Origin of the sequence: Corynebacterium tuingiense, from assembly GCF_046718165.1 — a bacterium.
Taxonomy (GTDB): domain Bacteria; phylum Actinomycetota; class Actinomycetes; order Mycobacteriales; family Mycobacteriaceae; genus Corynebacterium.
Window position 1 is genome coordinate 1,717,059 of record NZ_CP177101.1, and the last position, 25,326, is coordinate 1,742,384.

General features: G+C 58.7%; 22 protein-coding genes, 1 tRNA gene and 1 other RNA gene. 11 read left to right on the top strand and 13 right to left on the bottom strand.

Annotated features, from left to right (window positions below):
• The first annotated feature begins 78 nt into the window (after positions 1-78).
• Complete coding sequence (locus ACLI1T_RS08175) at positions 79-1,119, top strand: DUF2786 domain-containing protein (protein WP_284869821.1); 1,041 nt, start codon at positions 79-81, stop codon at positions 1,117-1,119.
• A 174-nt stretch (positions 1,120-1,293) separates the two neighbouring features.
• Complete coding sequence (locus ACLI1T_RS08180) at positions 1,294-3,057, top strand: CYTH and CHAD domain-containing protein (RefSeq protein ID WP_284869820.1); 1,764 nt, start codon at positions 1,294-1,296, stop codon at positions 3,055-3,057.
• A gap of 72 nt (positions 3,058-3,129) precedes the next feature.
• Here ACLI1T_RS08180 and ACLI1T_RS08185 read toward each other — a convergent pair whose 3' ends face one another.
• Positions 3,130-3,324, bottom strand: coding sequence for a hypothetical protein (locus ACLI1T_RS08185; RefSeq protein ID WP_023023202.1), 195 nt, complete (start codon positions 3,322-3,324; stop codon positions 3,130-3,132).
• 251 nt (positions 3,325-3,575) lie between these two features.
• On the opposite strand from ACLI1T_RS08185, the gene ACLI1T_RS08190 reads away from it, so the two are divergent.
• Entirely contained in the window at positions 3,576-4,850 is a 1,275-nt protein-coding gene (locus ACLI1T_RS08190) for a galactokinase family protein (RefSeq protein WP_284869819.1), read from the top strand.
• Between the two features lie 3 nt (positions 4,851-4,853).
• Here the strand turns inward: ACLI1T_RS08190 and rnpB are convergent.
• The 4 genes from rnpB to ACLI1T_RS08210 all read right to left on the bottom strand — a co-directional run bounded on the left by rnpB (position 4,854) and on the right by ACLI1T_RS08210 (position 8,342).
• An RNA gene (gene rnpB / locus ACLI1T_RS08195) (RNase P RNA component class A) lies at positions 4,854-5,307 on the bottom strand.
• A gap of 15 nt (positions 5,308-5,322) precedes the next feature.
• Positions 5,323-6,483, bottom strand: coding sequence for a bifunctional RNase H/acid phosphatase (locus ACLI1T_RS08200; protein ID WP_284869842.1), 1,161 nt, complete (start codon positions 6,481-6,483; stop codon positions 5,323-5,325).
• A complete protein-coding gene (locus tag ACLI1T_RS08205) occupies positions 6,480-7,199 on the bottom strand; it encodes a zinc ribbon domain-containing protein (RefSeq protein WP_411702381.1) in 720 nt (239 codons plus the stop codon). The genes ACLI1T_RS08200 and ACLI1T_RS08205 overlap by 4 nt, the downstream gene beginning before the upstream one ends.
• Positions 7,200-8,342 carry a Nif3-like dinuclear metal center hexameric protein gene (locus tag ACLI1T_RS08210; protein ID WP_411702382.1) on the bottom strand — a complete coding sequence of 381 codons (1,143 nt, stop codon included), beginning with the start codon at positions 8,340-8,342 and terminating at the stop codon, positions 7,200-7,202. It lies immediately after the preceding gene.
• Between the two features lie 93 nt (positions 8,343-8,435).
• Between ACLI1T_RS08210 and ACLI1T_RS08215 the strand changes: the two genes are divergently transcribed.
• A complete protein-coding gene (locus ACLI1T_RS08215; protein WP_284869816.1) occupies positions 8,436-8,927 on the top strand; it encodes a low molecular weight protein-tyrosine-phosphatase in 492 nt (163 codons plus the stop codon).
• Positions 8,928-8,937: 10 nt separating this feature from the next.
• Positions 8,938-9,903, top strand: a complete 966-nt coding sequence (locus tag ACLI1T_RS08220; protein ID WP_411702383.1) for an SURF1 family protein — start codon at positions 8,938-8,940, stop codon at positions 9,901-9,903.
• Between the two features lie 5 nt (positions 9,904-9,908).
• Here ACLI1T_RS08220 and ACLI1T_RS08225 read toward each other — a convergent pair whose 3' ends face one another.
• Entirely contained in the window at positions 9,909-10,805 is an 897-nt protein-coding gene (locus ACLI1T_RS08225) for an ABC transporter permease (RefSeq protein WP_411702384.1), read from the bottom strand.
• A 164-nt stretch (positions 10,806-10,969) separates the two neighbouring features.
• On the opposite strand from ACLI1T_RS08225, the gene ACLI1T_RS08230 reads away from it, so the two are divergent.
• A complete protein-coding gene (locus tag ACLI1T_RS08230) occupies positions 10,970-11,566 on the top strand; it encodes a TetR/AcrR family transcriptional regulator (protein WP_411702385.1) in 597 nt (198 codons plus the stop codon).
• Between the two features lie 145 nt (positions 11,567-11,711).
• Here the strand turns inward: ACLI1T_RS08230 and ACLI1T_RS08235 are convergent.
• Both ACLI1T_RS08235 and ACLI1T_RS08240 read right to left on the bottom strand, forming a co-directional pair.
• A tRNA-Val gene (locus ACLI1T_RS08235) sits at positions 11,712-11,787 on the bottom strand.
• Positions 11,788-11,854: 67 nt separating this feature from the next.
• The gene (locus tag ACLI1T_RS08240) at positions 11,855-12,253 is read right to left on the bottom strand and encodes a DUF3052 domain-containing protein (RefSeq protein ID WP_023023218.1); all 399 of its coding nucleotides are present in this window, start codon (positions 12,251-12,253) and stop codon (positions 11,855-11,857) included.
• 358 nt (positions 12,254-12,611) lie between these two features.
• Here ACLI1T_RS08240 and aceE point away from each other — a divergent pair, with 358 nt between their 5' ends.
• The 3 genes from aceE (at position 12,612) to ACLI1T_RS08255 (ending at position 16,595) form a co-directional block, all read left to right on the top strand.
• The gene (gene aceE, locus ACLI1T_RS08245; RefSeq protein WP_411702386.1) at positions 12,612-15,356 is read left to right on the top strand and encodes a pyruvate dehydrogenase (acetyl-transferring), homodimeric type; all 2,745 of its coding nucleotides are present in this window, start codon (positions 12,612-12,614) and stop codon (positions 15,354-15,356) included.
• Between the two features lie 154 nt (positions 15,357-15,510).
• Complete coding sequence (locus tag ACLI1T_RS08250; protein ID WP_284869811.1) at positions 15,511-15,810, top strand: acyl carrier protein; 300 nt, start codon at positions 15,511-15,513, stop codon at positions 15,808-15,810.
• Positions 15,807-16,595, top strand: coding sequence for an HAD-IIA family hydrolase (locus tag ACLI1T_RS08255; protein ID WP_411702387.1), 789 nt, complete (start codon positions 15,807-15,809; stop codon positions 16,593-16,595). The genes ACLI1T_RS08250 and ACLI1T_RS08255 overlap by 4 nt, the downstream gene beginning before the upstream one ends.
• A gap of 77 nt (positions 16,596-16,672) precedes the next feature.
• On the opposite strand, the gene ACLI1T_RS08260 is transcribed toward ACLI1T_RS08255, so the two are convergent.
• On the bottom strand, positions 16,673-17,089 hold the full coding sequence (locus tag ACLI1T_RS08260; RefSeq protein WP_284819289.1) for a hypothetical protein: 417 nt from the start codon (positions 17,087-17,089) through the stop codon (positions 16,673-16,675).
• A gap of 808 nt (positions 17,090-17,897) precedes the next feature.
• Positions 17,898-18,692 (bottom strand): serine hydrolase domain-containing protein, encoded by a 795-nt coding sequence (locus ACLI1T_RS08265; protein ID WP_411702388.1) that lies wholly within the window; start codon positions 18,690-18,692, stop codon positions 17,898-17,900.
• Between the two features lie 145 nt (positions 18,693-18,837).
• On the opposite strand from ACLI1T_RS08265, the gene ACLI1T_RS08270 reads away from it, so the two are divergent.
• Positions 18,838-20,538: an alkaline phosphatase D family protein gene (locus ACLI1T_RS08270; RefSeq protein ID WP_411702389.1), complete on the top strand. Its 1,701-nt coding sequence runs from the start codon at positions 18,838-18,840 to the stop codon at positions 20,536-20,538.
• Between the two features lie 123 nt (positions 20,539-20,661).
• Here ACLI1T_RS08270 and ACLI1T_RS08275 read toward each other — a convergent pair whose 3' ends face one another.
• Positions 20,662-21,750, bottom strand: coding sequence for an alkene reductase (locus tag ACLI1T_RS08275; protein ID WP_411702390.1), 1,089 nt, complete (start codon positions 21,748-21,750; stop codon positions 20,662-20,664).
• 167 nt (positions 21,751-21,917) lie between these two features.
• On the opposite strand from ACLI1T_RS08275, the gene ACLI1T_RS08280 reads away from it, so the two are divergent.
• Positions 21,918-22,493 (top strand): hypothetical protein, encoded by a 576-nt coding sequence (locus ACLI1T_RS08280; RefSeq protein ID WP_411702391.1) that lies wholly within the window; start codon positions 21,918-21,920, stop codon positions 22,491-22,493.
• A gap of 3 nt (positions 22,494-22,496) precedes the next feature.
• Here the strand turns inward: ACLI1T_RS08280 and ACLI1T_RS08285 are convergent, their stop codons facing one another.
• Positions 22,497-24,095, bottom strand: coding sequence for a mechanosensitive ion channel family protein (locus ACLI1T_RS08285; protein WP_411702392.1), 1,599 nt, complete (start codon positions 24,093-24,095; stop codon positions 22,497-22,499).
• Positions 24,096-24,196: 101 nt separating this feature from the next.
• Complete coding sequence (locus ACLI1T_RS08290) at positions 24,197-25,252, bottom strand: trimeric intracellular cation channel family protein (RefSeq protein ID WP_284869804.1); 1,056 nt, start codon at positions 25,250-25,252, stop codon at positions 24,197-24,199.
• Positions 25,253-25,326: the final 74 nt, after the last annotated feature.

Genomic DNA, 25,326 nt, shown 5'->3' on the forward strand with positions numbered 1-25,326 from the left:
CAGGTACGGCTTCGTGCACGTGCTTTGCTAGTGGGGCAAGCGAACACCTGTACAAGCTTTCTGAAGGAAGAAACTAGTATGACCTCCCACGTTGATGAACTTTCTGCCAGCGTTATCGATGCCGTAGTTACTGCCGCCCAATACGGGTGGTCCCCGGACGATTTACGCCACGTCCTGGGCGCTTATTCCTATCCCCTCATCTACCGCGCTAGCCCGCACGTACCTGCCCGCATCACCTCACCCGCGCTGCGCAAAGCGTGGCTGCAATTAGAAGCACCGCAAGAAAATTTCATTCCCCGCGATAAGCTGCGCGCCATCGTGAAAGAGCTGGTGCACCTGCCGCGTTTGCGCGATACCGAGCTTTTGGCCGGCGGCGAGCTCAGTCAAGCCGATGGCTCTAGCGACAAGCAGGATAAAATCCGCCACAAGGTCTTGGGGCTATTGCGCAAGGCCGAATCCACGACCTTTGCAGAAGAGGCAGAGGTGCTTATTTCTAAGGCCCAGTCGCTGCAGCAGAAATACCGCATCGAGGATCTCTTAACCGTGGACCAGCCCCGCCTCATTTCCCACCGCGTGCACGTTCACCCGCCATATATCAAGCATCAGGTCACCTTGTTAGGCACCATCGCCAATGCCAATGGATGCACCACCCTCCTCATCCACGAAAAGGGCCTTGCCTGCATCATCGGCGCGCCCGAAGACGCCGCCCACTGCGCCGCTCTGTTTTCCTCGCTGAACCGCCAATGCGATTGGTACATGCGCAATAGCGAGGGTGCCGAGTTTGCACGCGCGACACAGACCACCGCGTCCTATCGCCGTAGCTTCCGGCTTTCCTATGCCGCTCGGATCGGGGAACTGCTGGAGCTGGCCAATGAAGACGGCATCGAAGAAAAACTCGATGAGTCTCCCTATTGCAGCCATCACGCTGAGCTCATCGCCACCCAGACGCTACCTGCACTCCAGGCCCGCACCGATCATGCCGAGGAAACCCGAGACCGCCTATTTCCCAACCTGACCACATCCTCGCTATCCATGAATAGTCTGCATGGCATCACTGATGGCATCACGGCTGCGGATAAGTCTCACTTGGGTGGGCCTGCCACTGGCATCGATTCTTAATACCGGCAGCCCTTGCTCCGTGGCCTCCCCTGTCTGCTTTCAGCCTCATGGTGTCGGCGGCACATTTCTACCCGTGCGCACAGCAAACGCTGCGAAATTTTTCAGGCGCATGCTGCTCGTCACGGGTAGGATCACAGGTGAAATTAATTGTTGTAAAAGCTTAAGGGTATGTGAATGTCAACACAGACTTTTCTGGAAGTAGAAGCGAAATTCGCCGTAGCAGAATCGACTCAACTGCCTGAACTCACTCGACTCGAATCCGTTGACCATGTTGCAGAAACGCGCCACCACGCTCTATCCGCCATTTATTACGACACGGAAGATTTGCGCCTAACTCACGCCAAAATCACCTTACGCCGCCGCACCGGCGGCAATGACGATGGCTGGCACATCAAAATCCCCAGCGAGGGTGGCCGGACCGAGATCCATGCCGAATTAGGAGACCCAGTAGACGGCAAGTACGAGGTACCCCAAGAGTTAGTACAGCAGGTGCGCTCCATCGTTCGCCACAACGAGTTAAGCCCCATTGCGCAGGTGGATAATAACCGCACCGAGATGCTGCTTGCGGACGAGCACAATAATCCGGTCGCGGAATTCTGCGATGACCATGTCACCGCCTTTTCTTTCTTGCCCGGCGGGCAGCAGCAATCCTGGCGCGAATGGGAAGTGGAGCTGGCCGGTGAGCTTCCAGGCACTGAAGAAGGAAGCCAGTTCATCCGCCGCGCGACCTCTCTTCTCATCGGCGCCGGGGCTCGCGTTTCTTCGTCCCCGTCTAAGTTGAAGTCAGCTTTGGGAGATTCCTACAACAACGCTCCCCTCCCTCCCGCTCTCGTTACCCCAGACGTTGACGAGGATTCCCCGGCAGCCGCAGTGATTGCAGCTCTGCAGGCTAACCGCGACAAGCTCATTGATTATGATCCGCGCGTTCGCCGCGATGAGTGGGACTCGGTGCACCAAATGCGCGTGGCCACTCGCGAACTGCGCAGCCACCTGCAGACTTTTCACGGCATTGTTGTCGGCCCGCAGATTGAGAAGATCGAAGCTGATCTCAAAGAGCTCGCCGGCATTTTGGGCGTAGCCCGCGATGCAGAGGTCGTGGAAGAGCGCTGGCAAGAGCTCTTGGAGTCCGAGGACTCCGATACCTTAGATGCCGCCACCCGCGAACACATCTCCCGCGACATGGGCACCGCCTACCGCCGGGCGCACCGCAGGGTTATCGCCGCGCTAAATTCTGAGGAATACCTCGAATTGCTCGAGTCCCTCGACCGCCTACTGGCTGATCCCCCAACGGCCGGTGCCCAATCTGCAGAAGATGCCGACGGCGAGGACGATTCCGCTACCGTGGACGCGGACGGGGACGGGGATACGTCTGAGGTTGCAGCCGAAAGTTCAGCCGATGAATCCGCGGAAACGCACCCCGCAGAGGAAGAATCGACCGCTGAAAAGAAGACGGAAAAGTCACCTTCCACCGGCGATGCGGAAGCCGAGGACGTCGATGCCGTCATGGCACGCCACTTGGAAAAGGCCTATAAGAAGCTAGTCAAGCGGCATAAGAAGGCCGTGGACAATTGGGATAACGCGGAGCTTTCGCTGCACGAGCGCGAGGATTATTTCCACGATATGCGCAAGGCTGCCAAGAAACTGCGTTACGCAGCAGAAGCAGCCGGTTCCGCAACGAAGCTAAAGACCAAGCGCCTATACAAGGCCTGCAAGAAGATGCAATCGGTCTTGGGGGATTTCCAAGACTCGGTTACCTCGCGGGATAAATTGCTAGAACTGGCCCACACTTCGCACCGCCGCGGGGAAGATACCTTTGGTTACGGCCTGCTGTACCAGCGCGAACGCGCCATCGGCCTAGCCGCCTTGGATGATTACAACGAGTCTTTCAAAGACATCAAGGCCGCGTTTAAGCCGCTGCGCAAGAAGCTGAAGAAGTAGCGCGCGTCAGCGGCACCAGTTATGGCGCGTTAGGCCGTATTGGTAGCTGCTAGATGGTGGTTGGGAAGTTAACTAGTCCCAGCCATCATCTTCTTTATCTGCAGCATCGGCTGCCTTGGTGCGGGCGCGCGCGATTTCTATGGCGTGCTCGGCCTCTTCGCGGGTGTCATAAGGCCCCATGCGGTTTTCCCAGCCGGATACTTTGCCCTTGCTGACTTCCTTGGTGGAAGGGTCGTAATACCACTTCTCATCTGCTGTAGTCGCCACGGTAGTCCCTTTCGTCTATATACTTTGGACAGCACGTGTGCGCTGCCCGCCTGTGGTTGGTGCCCACACTACCCATGCATGAAAACACGCGCCCGCTAGAATATGAGGGCAGTATTTCTTTTCATGCCTCCCTTGCACCGTCAAGCAGAGCAAGGGAGGCGCTTTATCGGCTACTTTGTCCATGGCGCTAGCCCGCGCCACGTAGCCGCGTGATTTTTATCCGCCGAATTGGAAAAGGAGCTTTTGCCTTCATGCCACTGTGGTCGACGCCTAAGTCCCCTATCGCTGAGCGCGTTGCACAACAACACGCCTCTATTGTGGGAACGGAGCCCACCCATGTCGCCAGCGCGCCCGCGACCTGGCCGCTCATTGGTGAGCATATCGATCATTATGGAGGCATCGTCGCCGCAAGCCTGTCGGATCTCCGCGCGGCTGCGGCCGTCAGTTCGCGCACGGATGGTATCGTTTCCGTCCACTACGTGCCGGCAATTGGGGAGCCTGCGCACGATTCCATTGGCCTCCAGGAGGTGGCTGCGCTCGCTGCGGCGCAACAGCCCACGACGGATTCGGAGGGGCAACCGGTCATTCCGCCCGCACCAGAAGGTGGGCTGGCCGCGCGCATCGGCGGCATCGTACACACCATGGTCAACCGCCAGTTACTGTCCAGGGAGACGGCTGGGGCGGATATCACCATCGTGAGCGATATCCCCAACGATATCGGCTTAGGCGCCGCATCGGCGGCGGATGTTGCCGTAGCGCTTGCCTTAATGGGCCCAACAGACAACCTCGACGCTCCCTTGCGCGTGCGCGTTGCGGATGTCTGCACCCAGGCGGTAACCACCTTTGCCCATAAGCCCGCCCTACGCGCGCGCCACACCGCCGCGCTGCGCAGCAGTGGCGACGGTGTGTGCATCATCGACTATGCCGATGGCTCGGTCACCCATGCGCCCCACGTCGTGGACCAAGACGTGGTGGCCTTCGCGGTGGCGGTGCCCGGGAACACTGCGGAAGAGCAGTCGCAGGCAATTGACGCCATCCGCCAACGCCAGCAATTTATCGATGATGCCTGTCATTCCTTCGGCACAGAGTCGCTGCGCTTATTGCCCGATGCACAACAGCGCGTGGTGGAGTGGCTCAAGGCGGTGCACAAGGTCTACGGCGAGGAGGGCCGCCCCAGCATCAATGCGGCTACCGAGTGGATGGCATTTTATGAGGAAGAGACCTCCCGCGTGGAGAACTTTGTGCGCTACCTGCGCTCGCACCGCCGCAACGAGCTTTTCCCCATTGTCTTGCAATCGCAGGCCTCGCTGACCAATATTTATGGCTTCGATTCCGCAGAAAAACTCGCGGAGCTAGTCACGGTCCGCGGCGCGGTGGCCGCGCGCTCGGCGCACGCGGGGCTATCTGGAGCCGTTATTGCTTATGTCCCCAGCAACCGCGCGGAAAACTTCGCGGCGGATCTAGCAGACGATGGCTTCCTGCTGGTGAAGCTGGCCGCAGGCGAGCCAGCCAAAGTAGAAGATTAAGGGCGAATGAGCCGGCCTATAAGCCGGATTCTGTCTAACCACGGCGCCCCATTAAACGGAACGCCGCGCGGCGAACATCCATCTAGACCAACCGTTGCCAGTTGGTTCCAGCAGCTACCTTCAGGCTCGAGCGAGCAGCCTTAAAACGCCTGATCGGGCCCTGCAACGTGGCAGGGCCGTGATGCCTTGCTCCCGGTGGGGTTTACCCAGCCACCGCCATCGCTGACGATGCTGGTGCGCTCTTAACGCACCGTTTCACCCTTACCTTGTGTCCCCAACTTGGGCCGAAGCACAAGTTGAGGCACAAGGCGGTCTACTTTCTGTTGCACTTGCCCGCGGGTCACCCCGGGTTGCCGTTAGCAACCACCGTGCTCTGTGGAGTCCGGACTTTCCTCGGCGCCCACGTAGCAGCACCAACGCTGCCCGTTTGCGGCGACGCGATCGCCCGGCCGGCTCATTCGCGCTCCTTAGTCTAGCGCAGCCCCTCCAGGTGTCCCACATCGTTGAATCCATGCACCATAGAGCCGCCGTCCCAGAACTCGACATCCGATAGCGCCGCCAGATCCAAAAACAGGTGTTGGAAGGTGGCAGGTCCTGCGTTTAGGGCCTGGCAGAGGAAGGATTTGATGGGGTTGACGTGGCTGACAATCAGCACCGTCTTGCCGCTATAGCGCCGCTGCAATTCCTTGCGGGCAGCCCGCACGCGGCGGTTGACGGCCTGCAGCGACTCCCCGCCGGGGCACGGTGTAGCGGCATCGTGGAGCCATTGCTCGTGGATCTCAGGGTCGCGCCGGTGCGCTTCGGCCGCGGTCTTTCCTTCCCACTCGCCAAAGTCCACCTCGCTCAGGCCCTCTTCGGTCACTACGCCGATATCGCGGCCATGCGCGACTGCGGCCGCCGTTTCTTGGCAGCGCTTAAGCGGCGAGCACACGATGGCGTCGATGGTGGTACCGGCAAGGGCCTGCGCGGCGGCCAGCGCCTGCTTTTTACCCAGTTCCGTAAGCTCCGGATTGGCGCGGCCAGAGTATTGCTTGGCGGCAGACATTTCGGTTTGGCCATGGCGCAGCAGAATGAACCGGGTTGTATCGCCGCGCTCGCCCAGCCAGTCGGAAGGGTGCGGCGCGGAGGTATCCCATTCCTGCTCGCCCTTAGCTGGCGCGGCATCGGACAAGGATTCGGCGGCAGGCTCGTCGGTCTCGCTCTTGACGATGCCCACCTTGTGCCCCGCCGCGGCCGCGTCCATCGCGTCATTGGATAGCGCATCCGCCACCTTGTTTTTCGCGCGCGGGACCCACTCGAGGCTGAAGGAAGAAAAGCCGTCGATAAGCGTGCGGGCCTTAAGGGCCAGCTTTTGCATATCCGGATGCTTGATTTTCCAGCGCCCGTTGATCTGTTCCACGACGAGCTTGGAATCCATATAGAACTCCACCTCACTGGCACCGAGCTCGGAGGCGGCCTCGAGCCCGCGCAATAAGCCGTGGTACTCGGCCACATTATTGGTGGCCTTGGTGCCTACCACATAGACGATTTCGCGCAGGATGGTTGTGCCATCCGCGGCATAAACGACGGTGCCTGAACCGGCTACTCCAGGATTGCCGCGGGAGCCGCCATCGGCGTAGACGATGACTTTCATGATGCCAGGCGCACCAGGTAGGAACCGCAGTCGCTGCATTGCGGCAACTCATCGGCAGGCGCATTGCGTACGGCATTTTTATCGGCGGGTGGCAAGACGATAAAGCAGCCACCGCAGGCCCGGTTGGCCTTAAACTGCGCTGCGCCGACGCCGTTTTCTTGCCGCTGCGCGTCGTATTCCTCGAGGATATCGGAGGGCAACTGCTCGCGCAAATCCGCAATGCGCACGGCGGGGTCGGGCTGGTTATCCGCGGCCTCTTGGGCGGCGTCGGCGGCGCGGCGCAGCATGTCCAGCTTGCGCTCGGAATCCGAGACGCGCGCGCCGTGGACGTCCAAGTTGGAGCGCAGCGCGTGGATCTCGTTGTGGGCTTCTTGCAGCTCACTCATCAAATCCGCGATGCGGGACTTGGTGGCGTAGAGATCGTGCTCGATGTCCTTGCGCTTTTCGGTATCCAATTCGGCGCCGAGCTGGCGCTTGTCATCGCGTTCGCGCCGACGCAGCTTGCGCTCATCGGCCTGGATGCGCAGGATTTCATTTTCCATGTCATCGACTGCCATCTGCGCGGAACCGGAGGCATCGAGCAAGCGCTTGTGTTCCTGTTGTGCCTTGTCATACTCGACCTTTTCTGGCAGCTCTTTTTCCCCGCCAATGCCTTGCGAGCGTTCCAGGTTGGCCAATTCCAGCAGTACCGGCTGTAGTTCTTGCGATAGTTTCACTTATGACTCCTTTGGGTGCGCGGAGATAGTCCACGGATCAGTTCGCAGGCTAATAATTTCCGTATCTAGTTCTAATGCTGCTTCTACGATATCGCTTGCTTGCGCCGTCCAGGGAAACTCGCTGGCCCAGTGGGCCGTATCGATGACGGCTGGTCCCCCGGCGCGCAAATGCTCGTCCACCGGGTGGTGGCGCAAATCGGAGGTGACATACACATCGACGCCCAGCTTCGCCGCAGCCCCTAGGAAGGAATCCCCAGCGCCGGACGATACCGCCACTGTGCGCGCCTTTTGCTCTGGGTCACCCGCGGCTCGGATGCCCCACGCGGTTTCGGGCAGGGCGTTGGCCACCTGTTGCGTAAACTCCCGCAGGGTCATCTCGCGCGGCAGCTCGCCTACGCGCCCCAGACCCAGTGCGGTATCAAAATCGCCGCTTCCGGCCGTTTCCACAATGTCATAGGCGGGCACCTCATACGGGTGCGCCTCGTGCAGCGTCGCAATCAACGTGGACCGCAACGAGGCGGGAGCCACGAATTCCACCCGTACCTCGTCGCCGCGGTGCAGCTTGCCGATGCTCCCTTCAACCGGATCCGCGCCCTCCTCCGGCTGGAATTGGCCTGCGCCCGCGATATCGAATGAGCAGTGGGAGTAGGCGCCGATGTGGCCCGCGCCGGCATCGAAAAGCGCCTGCTTTACCTGCTCCACGCTGCCGGTAGGGATATGCACCCCCCACTTATCAATGGCGTCTGGAGCCTCAGGCACGATGGGGCGACCTGGGGTAATGCCAACGAGTTCCGCCAACTTATCGTTGACCCCGGGCCGAGCCTTATCTGCGTTGGTGTGGGCGGCAAAAAGCGCCACCCCATTTTTAATCAAGGTATGAACAACCTTGCCCTTAGGCGTATCGGCCGCCACGGATTCCACGCCGCGCAGTAGCAGCGGGTGGTGGACTACCAACATATCCGCGCCGAGCTCAACCGCGCGGTCCGCTACCTCTTGGGTGCAATCTAAAGCAAAGGCGACGGTACGCACCTCGTCTGCGGGGTCGCCGCAAATAAGGCCTACGGCATCCCACTTTTCGGCCAAATGGGGCGGATAGGCCTTGTCCAAAACGCGGCGCACATCGCCCACTCGCACAGCAGACATGGGGATACTCCTTTATGCTCGATTCTTGTAAATTACGCTAGTGCTATATCCTGTCTCCCGCACTACAGTACTATCTGCGCAAAGGGTTTTCGCATGACTGAATCTTCTTCTCACTCGGGTCTCTACCTCGTCTTTGTGTGCACCGGCAATATTTGCCGGTCGCCCATGGCCGAAATCATCGTTCGCGATGAAATGGAAGATGACATGCTCGATCTCCTCGCCACCGTGGATTCCTGCGGGCTCGGCGGCTGGCACGTGGGGCAAGGCGCGGATGAGCGGGCCGTGGCAGAATTACGCCGCGCCGGACACGATGGGGCCTCCCACCGCGCATCCAAATTGGGCGAAGAGCACATGGACGCCGATCTCTTCATCGCGATGGACTCCGGGCACTATGATTCGCTCATCGATCTGGGCATCGACCCCGCCAAGGTTCGGCTGATGCGCAGCTTCGATCCCAATTCTCCGGAAGGCGCAGAGGTCGCAGACCCCTACTACGGCACCGAAGAAGACTTCGAAACCGCGCGCAAGAATATCGAAGCCGCCGTCCCCGGCCTGCTGGATTGGATTCGCGAAAACCACGACTAGACTTGGGGGCATGCTAAAGACGTTCCTCAAGCCTGGCTGGGTGCTCATGCTACTTTTCGTGGTGGCATTTTCCTACCTAGCCTTTAGTGTCCTTGCCCCGTGGCAACTGGGAAAGGACGATGACATTGTGGAACGCAATGAAAACATCACCCACGCCTACGAGGCCGATCCACAGCCGATTGACCAGGTCGTGGACGATGACGGCGCCATTTCCGGTGACGAATGGTCCCGTACCACGCTCAAGGGGCACTATCTGCCCGAAGATGAAGTGCTGCTTCGCCTGCGCCCCGCCGGTTCCGGCCCGTCCTATCAGTCCTTGGTGCCTTTCCGCACCGATACGGGCCTGACCATGCTGATTAACCGCGGTTGGGTCAGCGCCGAGGAGGGCAATGCGGTGCCGGATATTCCGCCCGCCCCCTCCGAAGAGATAACGATTACCGGCATGGTGCGCTCGAATGAGGCCGAGCACCAAACCGCCCCCATCACGCAGGAGGGCTACCAGCAGGTTTACTCCATCCACACCGAGCAGGTGGGATCACTTATCGGTGCCGACTTAGGCCAAGACTACATCCAGCTCTCCGAGGATCAGCCGGGCGTGCTCAACGCCATGCCCGTCCCGCAACTCGATCGCGGCAACCACCTTTCCTACGGCTACCAGTGGATTGCCTTTGGCATCATGGCCCCGCTGGGTTTGGGTTACTTTATTTGGTCCGAGATCCGCGAGCGCCGCCGCCTGCGCGAAGAAGAAGCCGCCATGCAGGCCCTCGACGCGGACGCGGAATCGCTTGCCGATGGCCCCCCCACCTCCAGCCGCCCCTCCGCCCACGGCGAGCCTGGCACCGACGCTGCTACCACCGCCGCTGCCGAATCCCATACCGCATCTCACGCCGCGGCGCTGCGCAACCGCTCCCGCTACGGCGATTCCAAGCCGGATCACTATGCCAAGCTGAAAAAGCGCCGCCGCGAGCGCTACTAACTTCCCTAGCCCGTCTGGCCTGCTTTCGATTCTGTAGTGCTGGCAGACCGGTCCCACATAAGTAATACGAAGCCTACTGCGATCCAGACCGCGAATACCCACCACGCGTACCCGACGCCCTGCCCATCAAAATAGGACAAGGAACGGACAAGGTATCCCGTAGCGCCAATGGGCATCCACTGCCCCAAAGTAGCCCAGCCATCAGGAAGCAACCATGGTCCGGTGGCCAAGCCCGAGAGTGGGTTTCCTAGGAAAATAGTGAGCACCGCACCAATCCCCACACCTGCGGTACCGATCACCGCAGCCAGGCCTGCCGTCAGCAATGAGGTGGAGAGAATACCCAGTGCGATTGCTAACCATTCCATACCGAAATTGCCAATTAACGTGCCGTACACGGTGTGTAGCATCCACGTGGCCACGAGCGATCCCCCTGCGGCGATGCCGGCGAGTACTACAAACTTGACCCACTTTCGGCGGCGGAAACCAAACGCGGCGATGACTGCGGAGACAATGCCGCCAAAGGCCAATGGCAGCCCCAGCAGCCCGATGCCCTTAGCTTGCGGATCTTCCACCGATGTCGGGGCAAGATCTTCGGTAGAAACCTCCATGCCTTGAGCCTCGAATGACTTACCCAATTGGTTCACCATCTCGGTGTAGGCAGCACCGTTACCAGAGGCCGTATAGGTTTGCGCTCCCGATGGGGTTATAACCAGACCACCTACCACGTCTCGGTTTTCAATCGCATCGCGCACATCGGCATCGGATTCATAAACCCTTAAATCGGGTCCATCCTCGCCTGCTTTATCGGTCATGTGCTTGACCATCTGCTCGGGCCCGGCCACAGCAACGGGCACGCCTTGCGGCCCAGAAGAAAAGTTGGGAGCAAGGAACGCAAATAGCATTAGCCCGATAATGACTGGTACCCCAATCACGGCGGCGAAGATTTTTGCAGTGGTGTTTGTCCGCGTGTGAGTCGCCGTAGAACTCATGACAATCTCCTTATCTGGAACAGTGTATTTCAGTTACTTAAATAGAACATAGTATTCCATTTGTTAAGATGTCAACCATGAGACAAGATGCAGCCAATAATCGTGCGGCGATAGTCACCGCCACCAGGCAACTACTCACCACTGAGGGGCCTGGTATTTCCATGCGGACCATTGCGAAGGCCGCTTCAGTGGGTGTGGCCACGGCCACCCGGCACTTCCCCGAGCGCATCGAACTCCTCGATGCAGTAAGCGCGCAGGCAACGGCCGATATCGCCGCAATCATCGAAGCCCACAGTGCGGAATTTGCTAGCGATGCACGTACCGCGTGGCGCACCACCGTCCATTCCATAGGAACTTTGCAGCTAGCAACCCTTGCCCAAGCAATATATGAAGATGCCATGCGCGATCCGGAAACTCGGAAACAAAAGGACCGCATTATTGACAATCGCGCCCAGGAATTAACCGGCATTTACGACAAACTGCTAATCCCCGCGAAAAAGGCACACCTATGCCCGGAAAGCCTCAATGCGCTGGATTTTCACATGGGCCTTGGGATAACCACCCGCCCCATCCCGATAGAACCCAAGCCCTCACTCGCCCCTGACGCACTTACTCCACGGCTCATAGACCTCATGCTTGATGGGCTGGAGGCACAAGCCGAGGCCGACATTTGACCCTGAAAGCCCATTCATCGAGACTGCACACCGGAAACAACACATTTTGCCGTTTAGGCCGCAGCCTTCCCCCATCCATGAATCCCCTCACAACGAAAAAGTCTCGAGCCACCGTTCTAGGAACGATGTCTCGAGACTTGAAAAATGGTGCGGCCTGAGGGGATCGAACCCCCGACCTATTGGGTGTAAACCAATTGCTCTTCCAGCTGAGCTAAAGCCGCATGCGCCCTTGCGCTGTTATGTACAGTAGCGCAGGATTGTGAAGCTACACAAATCAGCTGGTGAGGGCTATTTTTTGGTGTATCCGCGCGGTACCAGGCAGGAACCCTGCCACTCGCCAAAGCGCTCAGCTTTGGTCTGCACCAAGCCGGCCAGCTGTGCGGATTCAGAAATGAGACCAGGCTCCACGGTGCCGGGCTTGCCAGCGCCTGGGGTCAGCAACCACACGGATCCGTTATCCGCGAGGGGACGGCTGGCATCCACCAAACCGTCCACGAGGTCACCGTCTTCCTCGCGCCACCAAAGAAGGACTACATCGCACAGCTCATCATTTTCCTCTTCGAGGAAATCCTCACCGAGTACGGCTTCGATAGATTCAGAGATTGTGGTGTCACAATCCTCGTCCCAACCAAGCTCTAGAGCGATTTGCCCTTCCTTGATTCCGAGCTTGACTGCAGCGTCAGCCACTATGCATTTCCTTCCTTATCCGGTGAATTCTTTCTCACGCCCGGCCCGCACTTAACGCGGAGGGCGTATGTTATTACATGTAGTTTAACGTCCCAGGGCGTCTTTTACTTGCTATAGCACCCCTTTCCCCCAATTTGCAGGCCCTTTTCTGCTCACACCGGCGTCTGTTTTGTGGGAGCACTAGCGCCGTTTAGGGGTCTACTACCCACGTTTGCACGCTGGGCAGGAGAAGCAAACCGCAGGTTATAGGGGGTGCATCGGAAAGCGCCGCGATTTAGACAGCCTAGACTCCCACTCGCGATCTGGGAACGCGTATCGTAGGAGATAAACTCTGCAGACCCTTAACTAGGAGGTTTACATGGCCGAGAAGGACCCCGCCAAGGGCGATTCCAACTTCCCGCTTATCCGCGATGGTGTTGCATCGTACCTTCACGACAGCGACCCAGAAGAAACTCGCGAGTGGATGGATTCCCTCGATGGTCTGCTGGACCATTCTGACCAAGAGCGCGCGCGTTACCTGATGCTGCGCCTTCTAGAGCGCGCCACCGCCAAGCGCGTGGAGCTTCCCTCGTTGACGTCGACGGACTTCGTCAACACCATCCCCACCAACATGGAGCCGGAATTTCCTGGCGATGAAGAACTAGAAAAGCGCTACCGCCGCTGGATCCGCTGGAACGCTGCCATCATGGTGCACCGCGCACAGCGCCCCGGCATCGGCGTCGGTGGCCACATCTCCACCTACGCGGGTGCCGCCCCGCTGTACGAGGTTGGCCTCAACCACTTCTTCAAGGGCAAGGACGATCCTTCAGGCGGCGACCAGGTCTTCTTCCAAGGTCACGCCTCCCCGGGCATGTACGCCCGCGCATACATGGAAGGTCGCCTCTCTGAGGAAGACCTCGACGGCTTCCGCCAGGAAGTCTCCCTCGGTGAAGGCAAGGGTCTGCCCTCCTACCCGCACCCGCGCCTGATGCCATGGTTCTGGGAGTTCCCCACCGTGTCCATGGGTCTCGGGCCTATTAACGCCATTTACCAGGCACGCTTTAATAAGTACCTGGAAACTCGCGGCATCAAGGACACCTCCAAGCAGCACGTCTGGGCCTTCTTGGGCGATGGCGAGATGGACGAACCAGAGTCCCGCGGCCTGCTGCAAACCGCTGCTCTGTATGAGCTGGATAACCTTACCTTCGTGGTCAACTGCAACCTGCAGCGCCTCGACGGCCCCGTGCGCGGTAATACCCAGATCATCCAGGAGTTGGAGTCCTTCTTCCGCGGCGCCGGCTGGGATGTCATCAAGGTCATCTGGGGCCGCGGCTGGGACAAGCTGCTGGACAAGGACACCGAAGGTGCCCTCGTCAATGTCATGAATACCACCTCTGACGGTGACTACCAGACCTTCAAGGCAAACGACGGCGCTTATGTGCGCGAGCACTTCTTCGGCCGCGATGAGCGCACCGCAAAGCTGGTAGAGGACGTCTCCGATGAGGAAATCTGGGCGCTGCGCCGCGGCGGCCACGACTACCGCAAGGTCTACGCAGCGTATGCCCGCGCCCTGGAGAACAAGGGCTCCGGCAAGCCGACCGTCATCTTGGCCCACACCATTAAGGGCTACGGCTTGGGCCACAACTTCGAGGGCCGCAACGCTACCCACCAGATGAAGAAGCTGACGCTGGAGGATCTCAAGAACTTCCGCGATAAGCAGGAAATCCCCTTCTCCGATGAAGAGCTGGAAAAGGATCCCTACCTGCCGCCGTACTACCACCCGGGCAAGGACTCCCCGGAGATCAAGTACATGCTGGAGCGCCGTAAAGAACTTGGCGGCTTCCTGCCTGAGCGTCGCACGGACTTCACCCCATTGGAAGCACCTTCCTTGGACAAGCTGCGCTCCGTGCGCAAGGGCTCTGGCAAGCAGGAAGTGGCTACCACCATGGCCTTGGTGCGCACCTTCAAGGAGGTCATGCGCAATAAGGAACTGGGCAAGCGCATCGTGCCCATCATCCCGGATGAGGCCCGTACCTTCGGCATGGACTCCTGGTTCCCCACCATGAAGATCTGGAACCCGCGCGGCCAGAACTACGTGCCGGTGGACCACGACCTGATGTTGTCCTACCGCGAGGCCACCGATGGCCAAATTATGCACGAGGGCATTTCTGAGGCCGGTGCGGCAGCATCCTTTACCGCCGCCGCTACCTCGTATGCTACCCAGGGCGAGGCCATGATCCCGCTGTACATCTTCTACTCGATGTTCGGCTTCCAGCGCACTGGCGATGCCTTCTGGGCTGCCGGCGACCAGATGGGCCGCGGCTTCATCATCGGCGCTACCGCCGGCCGCACCACCCTGACCGGTGAGGGCCTGCAGCACATGGATGGCCACTCCCCTGTCTTGGCAGCCACCAACCCTGCGGTCATTTCTTATGACCCAGCCTTCGGCTTCGAGGTTGCACACCTGGTAGCCCGCGGTATCGAGCGCATGTACGGCGAGGACAACGAGCCGGTCATGTACTACCTCACCGTGTACAACGAGCCGGTACACCAGCCGGCCGAGCCGGAGAACTTGGATGTGGAGGGCCTGCACAAGGGCATCTACCACTTCAATACCGCCGAGAATGGCTCCACCCCGGCCAATATCCTGGCTTCGGGCGTTGGCGTGCACGAGGCTCTTCGCGCACAGAAGATGCTGGCTGAGGATTACGATGTCAAGGCATCGCTGTTCTCCGTAACCTCCTGGAATGAGCTGGCCCGCGACGGTGCCCGCCGCAACAAGGAAGCACTGCGCAAGGGCGAGGAGCCCTCCGAGGCATTTGCTACCTCCCAGCTCAAGGACTTCGAGGGCCCATTCGTTGGTGTCTCGGACTTCACCACCGAGTTGCAGGAGCAGATTCGCCCCTACGTCCCAGGTACCTACATCACCTTGGGCGCAGACGGCTTCGGCTTCTCCGATACGCGCGAGGGTGCCCGCCGCTTCTTCAACAACGATGCGGAATCCATCGTCGTCGCCGTGCTCGATGGTCTTGCCCGCGAAGGCAAGATTGAGCGCTCCGTCGTAGAAAAGGCGGCCTCCGAGCTGAAGTTGGATGATCCAACTGCACCTAATAGCGGCGAGTAATATCGCCCGCACCTCCACCATGGAGATGTAGCTCAGGCGCTTCCGGCTTAATGCTGGAAGCGCCTAAATTATTTTTCGCCCAATCCCCCCTAACCAGTACCGCGTGAACCTATTTCTCCTATGTCACGCACCAATCGCTACTACACTGGTCACTATGGCAAATGACCTCAGCGCCCAATTGCAGGCAAAATTTCAGGGTTCTGACCCGGATAAGGACCACGACCCAGATCGGGATACGCTGGGCGAGCTCATCGCCCTCATCGTCAAAGTCACCGGAACCGAGGCCGAACTTGGCAGGGACACCGCGCTTTCCGATGTCGGCGTGGAATCCCTCGAGCTTATAGAGCTCACCGTGCGTGCAGAAGAGCTCTTTAAGGTGCGACTTACTGAGGAAACAATGCTTAACTGCGAGACCATCGGCGATATCGTTGACTATTTGGAGGACCACCAATGATTTCTTACCTATCCGATATGGACGGCGTACTCATCAAGGAAGGGGAAATGATCCCCGGCGCCGATAAATTTATTCAAACGCTGAAAGATAACGACATTGAGTACATGGTGCTCACCAATAATTCCATGTCCACCCCGCGCGACTTGGCGGCACGGCTACGCAATACCGGACTGGATATTCCGGCCGAGCGTATCTGGACCTCCGCTACGGCGACGGCAAACTTCTTGGCCACCCAGGCCAGCTCCAGTAAGGCCTACGTCGTGGGAGAATCCGGCCTGACCACCGCACTGCACGAGGCTGGTTGGATCCTTACCAACGATGACGCCGATTTCGTCGTCCTTGGTGAAACCCGCACCTACTCCTTTGAGGCGATTACCACCGCTATCAACCTCATCCGCAATGGCGCCCGCTTCATCGCCACCAACCCGGACGTTACGGGGCCTGCTCCCGAAGGCGTGCTCCCAGCAACCGGCGCGGTAGCCGCATTGATCACCGCCGCTACCCACCGCGAGCCCTACTACGTGGGTAAGCCCAACCCGGTCATGATGCGTTCTGCTCTCAATCACATCGGCGCGCACTCTGAAAACACCATCATGATTGGTGACCGCATGGATACCGATGTCAAGGCTGGCCTAGAGGCCGGCATGCGCTCCATTTTGGTGCGCTCCGGCATTTCCGATGACCGCGAAATCTCCCGCTACCCTTACCGCCCCACTGCCGTGTTTAAGTCGGTTGCGGAGATTCCCGAAAAGATCATGGATCCTTTCGCCGACGACGAATCCTAAACGGCACCCCGCCGCACGACCTAGCTCGTGCGGCTTAGCTCATTTTGGCCGCGCTCGAGCCGATTCGCTCGAGCGTCTTAGCTAAAACGCACGGTGGCGCTAAAGCCATAGCGCTGCGCAAGGTAGCACACCGCGCTCTCGAGCGCGGCAAGCTCCGCCTCGGTTCCGGTAAGCACCTGGTGGCAGCCAATACCGATGCCGGAATCAATCCCCGGGCCCGTGGCTTCACCACGCACGAGTGCCTCCATAGAGATCTCATCGCGGTACCACCGAGTACACCACTGTGCGGTCAGCGGGTCATCGCCTGGGACGATGAACTCCGATTCGGTGCGAATGCACCGATCCATGGCGCGCTCTACTTCCGGGCGCAGCGCACGCGGCATCCCAGAAATTTTCAGCACACCAGTAACCACGACGGCCGCACCGTTGCGGCTGGGCCATGTGTAGTTAGAGGCCGGTTGATCAACCGGCACTGTATTGACGCAAGTATTCATAGCCGATATCTCCCTCGACAAATCACCACTGCGATCCACACGCGCGGCGTGCGGCGCAGTGCAAGACGAGCTTCGTCTTCCCCAACGAACTGTCTTTTGCGTCTGCACCCATTTTTCCTGCGCCACACTGCCCTCTACAACCCTCAACTTTCACTTCAACCCCCAACTTCTAAACCTCAACCCAAAGTCCAGACTGTGATTAAAGTGACTAAAGAAAATCAAGTTACAAGTGTGAAATTTGTGAAGTCTACCTCCCTTGAACTGTTCGCCTGAGGCGAGTTTCCGACAGGAGCCGTCCACAAGGCAGGTACCAGCAGAAACACCTATTTGATTGCGCTCACCCTCTAAAATCTCGGCCGAAAACTACCCCAACCCCCTAGAGGCAAAGCTCTCCAAAAAGTCCCGGGACGTAAACCTACGGCGGGGGTAGCCAGGCGCCACGCCCTACTCTCATCCCCCGCTTTATGAAAAAGACGCACGGCTTCAAATGCGGCGCGGTCGATATACATTTATTTTGTGTCAAGAAACAGTTTGACACGATCCGCGCACTCTGCCTATACTGAGATAAATTCAAACAATCCGGTTTGAATTCCCTCCCTACTGAAAGGAACCCCCTATGTTTGATCTTTCTTCTGCCCTCGGATTCCAGATTCTCTCCCTCGTTGACGGCATCTTCACCCAGTTCGCCATGTTCCTCGAAGGCCTTGGTCTGCAGGTATTCTAAGAAGAGCAGCTTTAAGCTCCCCACTCCACTGGAATGGGGAGCTTTTCCCGTTTTCCTATTAAGGGAAATCTGCGAAGGAGCCTCCTACAGCGCCTGCCAGATCTTCGTATTGGTTTCATTCCACAGCGGCTTTGCCCATTCACCAAAATCTCGGTCCGTTAATGCCACCATGGCGTAGTCGCCGGCCAGCCAGAGGTAGGTTCCAGACATGCCGAAGTGCCCGGTGGCATCGGCAGGCAGTGCTCCCATCCAGTGGTCTTTCTCACCGCGGATTTCAAATCCAAGCCCCCAAGTGCAATCCTTAAAGCTCCCGTAACCGGGCACGATGCCGCGCAAACCAGCAAAGTGAACGCGGCGCATATCGGCCACGGTGCTGGGGTGCAATAGCTGCGGGTCCTGGACCTCGGCAGCAAATGCAGCAAGATCCTGCACAGTAGACACCAAGCCGTGTCCAGCCGAGCCCTCCAAGCGGGTGGAGGACATTCCAAGCGGCTCGCACACGCCTTCGCGCAGGTACTCTGCAAACTCGATGCCGGTGGCTTCTTCTACGATCTCTGCCGCCCATTCATAACCGGCAGAGGAATAGATGCGCCGCTCTCCCACTGGTTTTTGTTGTTCACGCGAATCGAACTTCACGCCCGAGGCGTGTGCGAGCAAATGCTCGAGGGTAGAACCTTCCGGACCGGCGGGCTGCTTCAAATCCAGCGCACCTTCTTCCACGGCCATCATCACCGCGTACGCCGACACCAGCTTGGTAACTGAGGCAACCGGAAATTGGCGCGATGTATCTCCTACCGTGTCTATCATCTCACCGCTGTGGATCAATGCTCCGGCCACGGTATCTACGGGCCATTGATTTATCTGCTGCAACTCGCTCATGTCTTCCAGCCTACTGTGCTCTAGACCTCAGAATAAGGCGTGCCGATCGGTGCGGAGGTAAACCCGTGGTTACTGATAGAGGAATTTCTGGTGTAATGCGGCCTGAGCGGTTGCAGGCCTTTTCTATCTAAGAAAACTTATGAGTATGACTAGCAGAAACCACAGCCCGCAAACAGAGATGTCTCATGTCAACCGCCGCAAATTCCTCCAAACCAGCGGCACAGTCGGCGCCGCCCTCGCGCTGACCACTACTGCCAGCACGGCCAACGCCAGCACTGCTCATGCACAAAGCAGCCTCTCCTCGCGCTCAGAACCACACATGGTAGAGCCCACGCTCGGTGAACGCCCCTTCCTGCACGGGGTAGCCTCGGGGGATCCCATTCCTGATTCCGTTGTTTTGTGGACACGCGTGACACCAGATGCGGATGCGATGCCTGGCTCCGGTGCGGGCGCGCCTACCACCGTGGAATGGGAGATCGCGCGGGATGAGGAGTTTAGGGACATCGTCAAGCGCGGCGAGGTCACCACCGATCCCGCTCAAGACCACACCGTCCACGTGGATCCTCACGGCCTCGAACCAGAAAGCGTGTATTACTTCCGCTTTCATGCCCAAGATAAAATCTCCCCCGTAGGTCGCACCAAAACCGCGCCGGCGGTTACGGCATCCCCTGAGGAGCTAACCTTTGGTGTGGCCAGCTGTGCCAACTGGGAGTCCGGTTTCTTTCAAGCCTATGGCGATATCGCACAGCGCGGACGATCCGGGCAACTAGATTATATGGTCTTTCTGGGAGACTATATTTACGAATATCCACAGCGCGAGTACGCCGGTTTCGGTCCAGTGCGCCTGCACCACCCCGCGCACGAGATTACGACGCTGGAAGATTATCGCACGCGCCTTGGCCGCTACCGCACCGATGAAAATCTCCAAGCGGCGCATGCTGCCCTGCCGTGGATCGCGGTCTGGGATGACCACGAAACCGCAGATAATTCTTGGAGGGACGGCGCCCATAACCACACGGAGGGAAAGGAAGGTGCTTGGATCGATCGCCGCAACGCCGCGATGCAGGCCTACTTTGAATGGATGCCGGTACGGGCAAGCAACCCTTCCAATGATGGCCACCTCTACCGGTGTTTGACTTTTGGCGATCTGGTGGAACTGACCATGATGGATCTGCGCACGTACCGCGATAAGCAGGTGCTCTTTGGACCTGCCAGGATGGCCTCGGAGGGGCGAAGCATGCTCGGTTCGGAGCAGTACGACTGGCTGGTCAACAAGATCGATACCTCCGCCGCCGAGTGGAATATGCTGGGCAACTCCGTCATGTTCTCCCCCATGAACCTGGCTACCCTGCAGCGTGACGATAAGCTAGCACCCGTATCGTCCTCGCTGTCGTCCAATATCACCGGTATTCCCGTCAATGGCGACCAATGGGATGGATACTCGGCAGAACGCCGGATGCTTATCGATGCCCTTGCGAAGCACGACTCCCACGCCCTCTTTGTTACCGGCGATATCCACTCCGAATGGGCGCATAATATCAGCAAGGATGGGCACATCTTCGGGGCCGAAATGGTGTGCTCATCTGTCTCCGCGCCCAATGTCAACGAACAGCTTCACTTACCCGAGGACAACGAGCTTTCCAAGTTGGCAGAGAGGTTCCTTTTGGAGGCAAACCCCCATACACGCCACGTAAACCTCGATCACCACGGATATAGCTACGTCACCATCCGCCCGGATTCTGCGGAAATGCACTGGCTGCGCGTTGAGGATCTCCTCAATCCCGCCGCACCAGTAAACGAAGCCGTCACGCTGACATGGCGCCCGGATCAGGGATTTAATTCTTAATTTTTAGCGGGCAGTTGTTAACGCTCGCTGGGTGCACGTTCGATATAGAGAGTGAAAGATCCTCTCTGGGATATTTCACTCTCTATCACTCGCGCTCTCCCCCTACCTGCCGCGGACTACGCGTTAGTCCGCGGCAGTTTCATAATCAATGTAGCCGCGCTCGCCGCCGACGTAGAACGTGGCCTGGTCCGGCTCATTAAGGGCCAGACCTTCTTCCCACCGGCGTACCAAGTCCGGGTTAGCAATGAGCTGTCGACCCACTACAACGGCATCCACGTGATCCAATTCCAGCTCGCGCTCGGCATCTTCCTTAGTGGTGACAGTGCCGAAACCATCATTCATCAATACCTTGGTTTCGCCATTGGCGCGAGCCTTCTTTGCCAAGGCCGAGATGAGCTCGCCTTCCGGCTCGGCGTGCAGGAAGGAGACATAAGCCAGGTTCAGCGGGGCAATGGCGTCCAAAAGGCCGCCGTAGGTGGCCAGCATATCCGCCTCGTCGTCTTCAGCAATGCCTTGCACGACGTGGGCTGGGGAGAAACGCACGCCCACGCGGTCAGCACCGATTTCATCTACAACAGCACGGATCACCATCTCTGGCAGGCGCCACCGGTTTTCTGGGCTGCCACCAAATTCATCGTCGCGCTGGTTGGCAGACGGAGCCATGAATTCGTGCAGCAGGTAGCCATTCGCATTGTGAATCTCTACACCATCAACGCCCGCGTCGACGGCCCGACGTGCGGCAGCGCGGAATTCCTCAACGATGCGCGGAAGCTCATCAACCTCTAGTGCGCGCGGCACCGGTGCATCCATCTTGCCGGCGAAGCCACGAACCTGGCCGTCCCAATCCAAGGCGCTGGGGGCTTCTGCTTGGGCGCCATCAATGAGATCCGGGTGGCTGGTGCGGCCGCCGTGCATGATCTGCATGAACAGCACGCCGCCCTTGTCATGTACTTCGTCAGCTACCTCGCGCCAACCAGCGGCTTGCTCGTCATCGACGATGCCCGCCTGACCAGGGAACGCGCGGTTGGTCCATGCGGGGAAGGTTCCCTCGGTCACCACGAGACCTGCGCTAGCGCGCTGGGAATAGTACTTTTTGTGTAGCTCGCTGGGTACACCGCTGTGACCTGCACGCTGACGCGTCAGCGGCGCCATGGTCACGCGGTTGTTCAACGTATAACGGCCAAGTTCCAAAGGTGTAAATAATGATGTCATGTCTACTGAAACAGCCCGTGGTTTAAATTTGTTCCACCTTTTGCCGCATTTCCTATAAGTCCGCAGCTAGATGCTGGTTTAAATGCTAAAGTTTTCACCGTTCACACCGTCGATTCCTACCAGTTTTTATGATGCTGAAACGCCACACCTCCTTAATGCTTGCCGCCTTGTCCCTTACCATGCTCAGCGCCTGCGGCACCTCCAATGATTCCGATTCTGCCGATCCCGAACCTGCTTTTGTGCCCAGCGAGGCTTCCACGGCTCCTACGACCGTGACGGAAACCATGGAGAATTCTCAAGACTCCACCGAGGAAAAAGGCGATAAAGAAGGCGCCGAGCATGGCGATGCCGCCTCCAATGATGACGCTCCCCCAGCTGGAAATCACACGATTTACGCTGGGAAAATTGGCGGCGACTGCGGATATACCGACCAGGGAGACACCATCGAAGCCGGCGAGCATACATCCTGCGAATTTACCGGTGCTATTTTCGATGAAGCGATCAAGCACTCCTATCCATTCCGGCAGTCCGATCCGAAGGCCAACGGCGCGTATAGCACCGAGATTTCCGTCGCCAGCCCCACTACCGGTAAGACCTATGATCTTCACTGTTTTATTGGATCAGATGGTCGCGCACTCATATGCGGAAAAGACGGAGACAATAGCTTAAGAGTCACCTACCAAGACGAGAAGAACGATCGCCGTTGGCCCGACCGCCTCGAGGTATACGGCGGTTTGCACTAGCGACTAGTGGGGTTCTGAAGGAATCGCGGTCTGTTGGCTATTTGCCGCCCCGCTATTTCCGTCTGCTCCCGAGTCTCCATCTCCATTCCCTTGGCCATCGCCAGAATCGCCGTTCGAGTCAGCGGGCCCGTCTTGATTGCTGCCGTGCCCGTCTCCGGAATTCGGAGTGGAATTGGGGTCCTGGCTGGGGTAGCTAGGAACGGTCGGCGTATTGGTGGTCGTCGGTGTTGACTCAGCATCCGTCGGCTCGGTTGGGGTGCCGGTAGTAAGAGGGTCTTCCGAGGACACATTCTCTTCAGATTCCGTCGGCGCCTCGGAAGAAGATTGCGTATCCCTTTCCTTCCAATACTCTGGCGATAGCCAACCTGCATCCGCGTCCTCTGGGTTGCTTGCCGCGAGGATGAGCAGCCCAACGACGAGAAGGGCCGCCACAAGGCCTGTGGTGGAGGCGCGCACGCGCCCGCCGATGGTGGCGATCTTCTGGAATCGCGTATTTGTCTGAATCGAGCGCCAGATCTTCCGGCGCGATGTCGCCTCGTCTTCTGCGGCATCTTCGCCCGCTTCATCCGTGACTGCCTGCTCATCGAGCTTGGTCTCAGCAAGCTCAACTTCCTCTGGGGCCAGTTCCTCTTCCACCGTGGGGTCATCCACTGGCGTATTGGGGCGGGATCCTTCCCCGGCATCCAAGGCGTCCTTGGCCGATTGCGCCGCGGCATGCTTTGGTTCTGCCGAATGCTTCTTTTTCTGTTCCTGCAGCTCATCAAAGTCGATGGCGGAACCGTAGTGGTCCCAGAATTCCGAAAGCAACGCCGAGCGGATAGCGCGCTCCACGGACCACTGGCGGGCGGGATTCACAGTCACCATGATGCGGTAGCCCACCTGCCACGGCTGACCGGCAACCTGCGGGCTGACCAATTGCGTAGCGGGAAGAACCGTGAGCTCGCCGGCGACATCGACAGAGATATCTGGGGCTTCAATAGCGTGCTCAGAAATCTCTTTGACACGGCTCGTAATCTCCGGCAAAGATTCGCCCTCGTGCACGGGGACGTTGATATTAACCACCGCACGGGACCATTCCTTAGAATAGTTGGTCACCACACCGGCAGAACTATTGGGGATAGTCACCAGCTCACCAGTTGGGGTGCGCACCTTCGTGGTGCGCAGGGTCAGCGTCACCACATCGCCTTCCACCCCAGGAATGCCGGCAAAGGAGACATAGTCACCCACGCCGAATTGCTTTTCCGTCAGGATGAAAAATCCGGAGAGGAAATCCGAAATCACGGACTGGGCACCAAAACCAACCGCGGCAGAAACTATCGTCGCAGGCACCGCAGCACCCAGCGCCGGAACGCCGAGATTGGTCAGTGCGGCCGCGACCAATAGGAAGTACGCAACCGCTTGGACGATGTAGACCAATGCTCCGGTCAGTGCCAGCCGCGCCTTCGTGGATTCTTCTTGCTCATCCAAATTATGTTCGATGATCCGGATGGCTAGGCGCCCCATGCGGGGCAAAAGAATGCCGATTATCACGAATGCGATGAGCGGCAAGCCATGGTCAACGATGAGGCCCCACAGCTCAAAAAAGAAATACCTCAGGTTCATGGTTCTAGGATATGGCACCTAGCTGAAAAATTGATGCCAGTTTTCTGCCAGAAATCCAGACCCGGAATTTAGGGGGCATCGGCAAGCAGCTGCTTAGAAACCTAGTCGCGCGATTGATAACGGTCCATCAGGCGATCAATCAACTCATCGGTAAGTTTGTCATCTTCCAGAATCGTATCGAGCAGCCGCTGGGATTCCTCGCTGGAGGTCTGCTCCTCCGCCTCATAGGAATCGCCGCTAAAGTCCACTCCAAAATCCATGTCCTCGGACTCAGCTGAGACACTACTCAACTGGTCGACATCAGATTCGAAGGACTGCAAAAACTCGCTGGCCTCCTCCGCCGCATCCTGGCGGCGCTTGCCGGAACGCACTTGCTTTTCGATGCGCCGCTGCAGCGCCTCTTCCATCTGCCGGTGGCGCCAAGAGCGCACGCGGTGCGGCTCCAGCTTGCGCCCGACCGCGCGGCTTTTATTCTCAGCCTTTTTCGCCAGCGCCTTAACCTGCGCAGCCGTATCATTTATCGGCGCCCACTCCTGGTTCGCGGGCACGCGCCACCCGGCCCAAATGCCCAGCAGCGCCAAGAAAATAGACACCAATGGCCCCACGATCATGCCGACGGCCAACATATCGAAGTGGTTTCCCACGAGCACGATCACCGCACAAGCGATGGCCGGAATTACCGTCGGCTGATTATCGCCAAAGACCGCGGGCTCGCGCCCCATAGCAATATCACGAATCATGGAACCGCCAGTAGCGGTAAACACACCCATCATGATGCACGGAATCGGCGGAAGCCCATAGGTAATGGCTTTCACCGCGCCAGTGCCGGCCCACAGGCCAGAGACGACGGCATCACCATGCGCCTGGATATAATCCCAGGTCTTTCCCTTGAAATAGACAAAGCGCGCGATCAACGCGCCAGTGAACGCCAGGTACAGGTACTCCGGCTCGCTCATCGCCGCTACCGTGCCGCGATTGATAAGCACGTCGCGCACCATGCCCCCGCCTAGGGAAGAAAACATCGCGATGAAGAAAAACCCGATGATGTCGTACCCGCGCTTGCGCGCAATGGTGCCGCCGATAATTCCCATCAGCAATACACCGCTGACATCGGACCAGCGATAGAGGGATTCAATGAGCGGATCTACTTCTGTCATGCCGTTTATTAGACTGCACTGCTCACCCGCGCGCAATTCGCCTGCCCACATGCGCTGCGGTGCTACACTTTTCC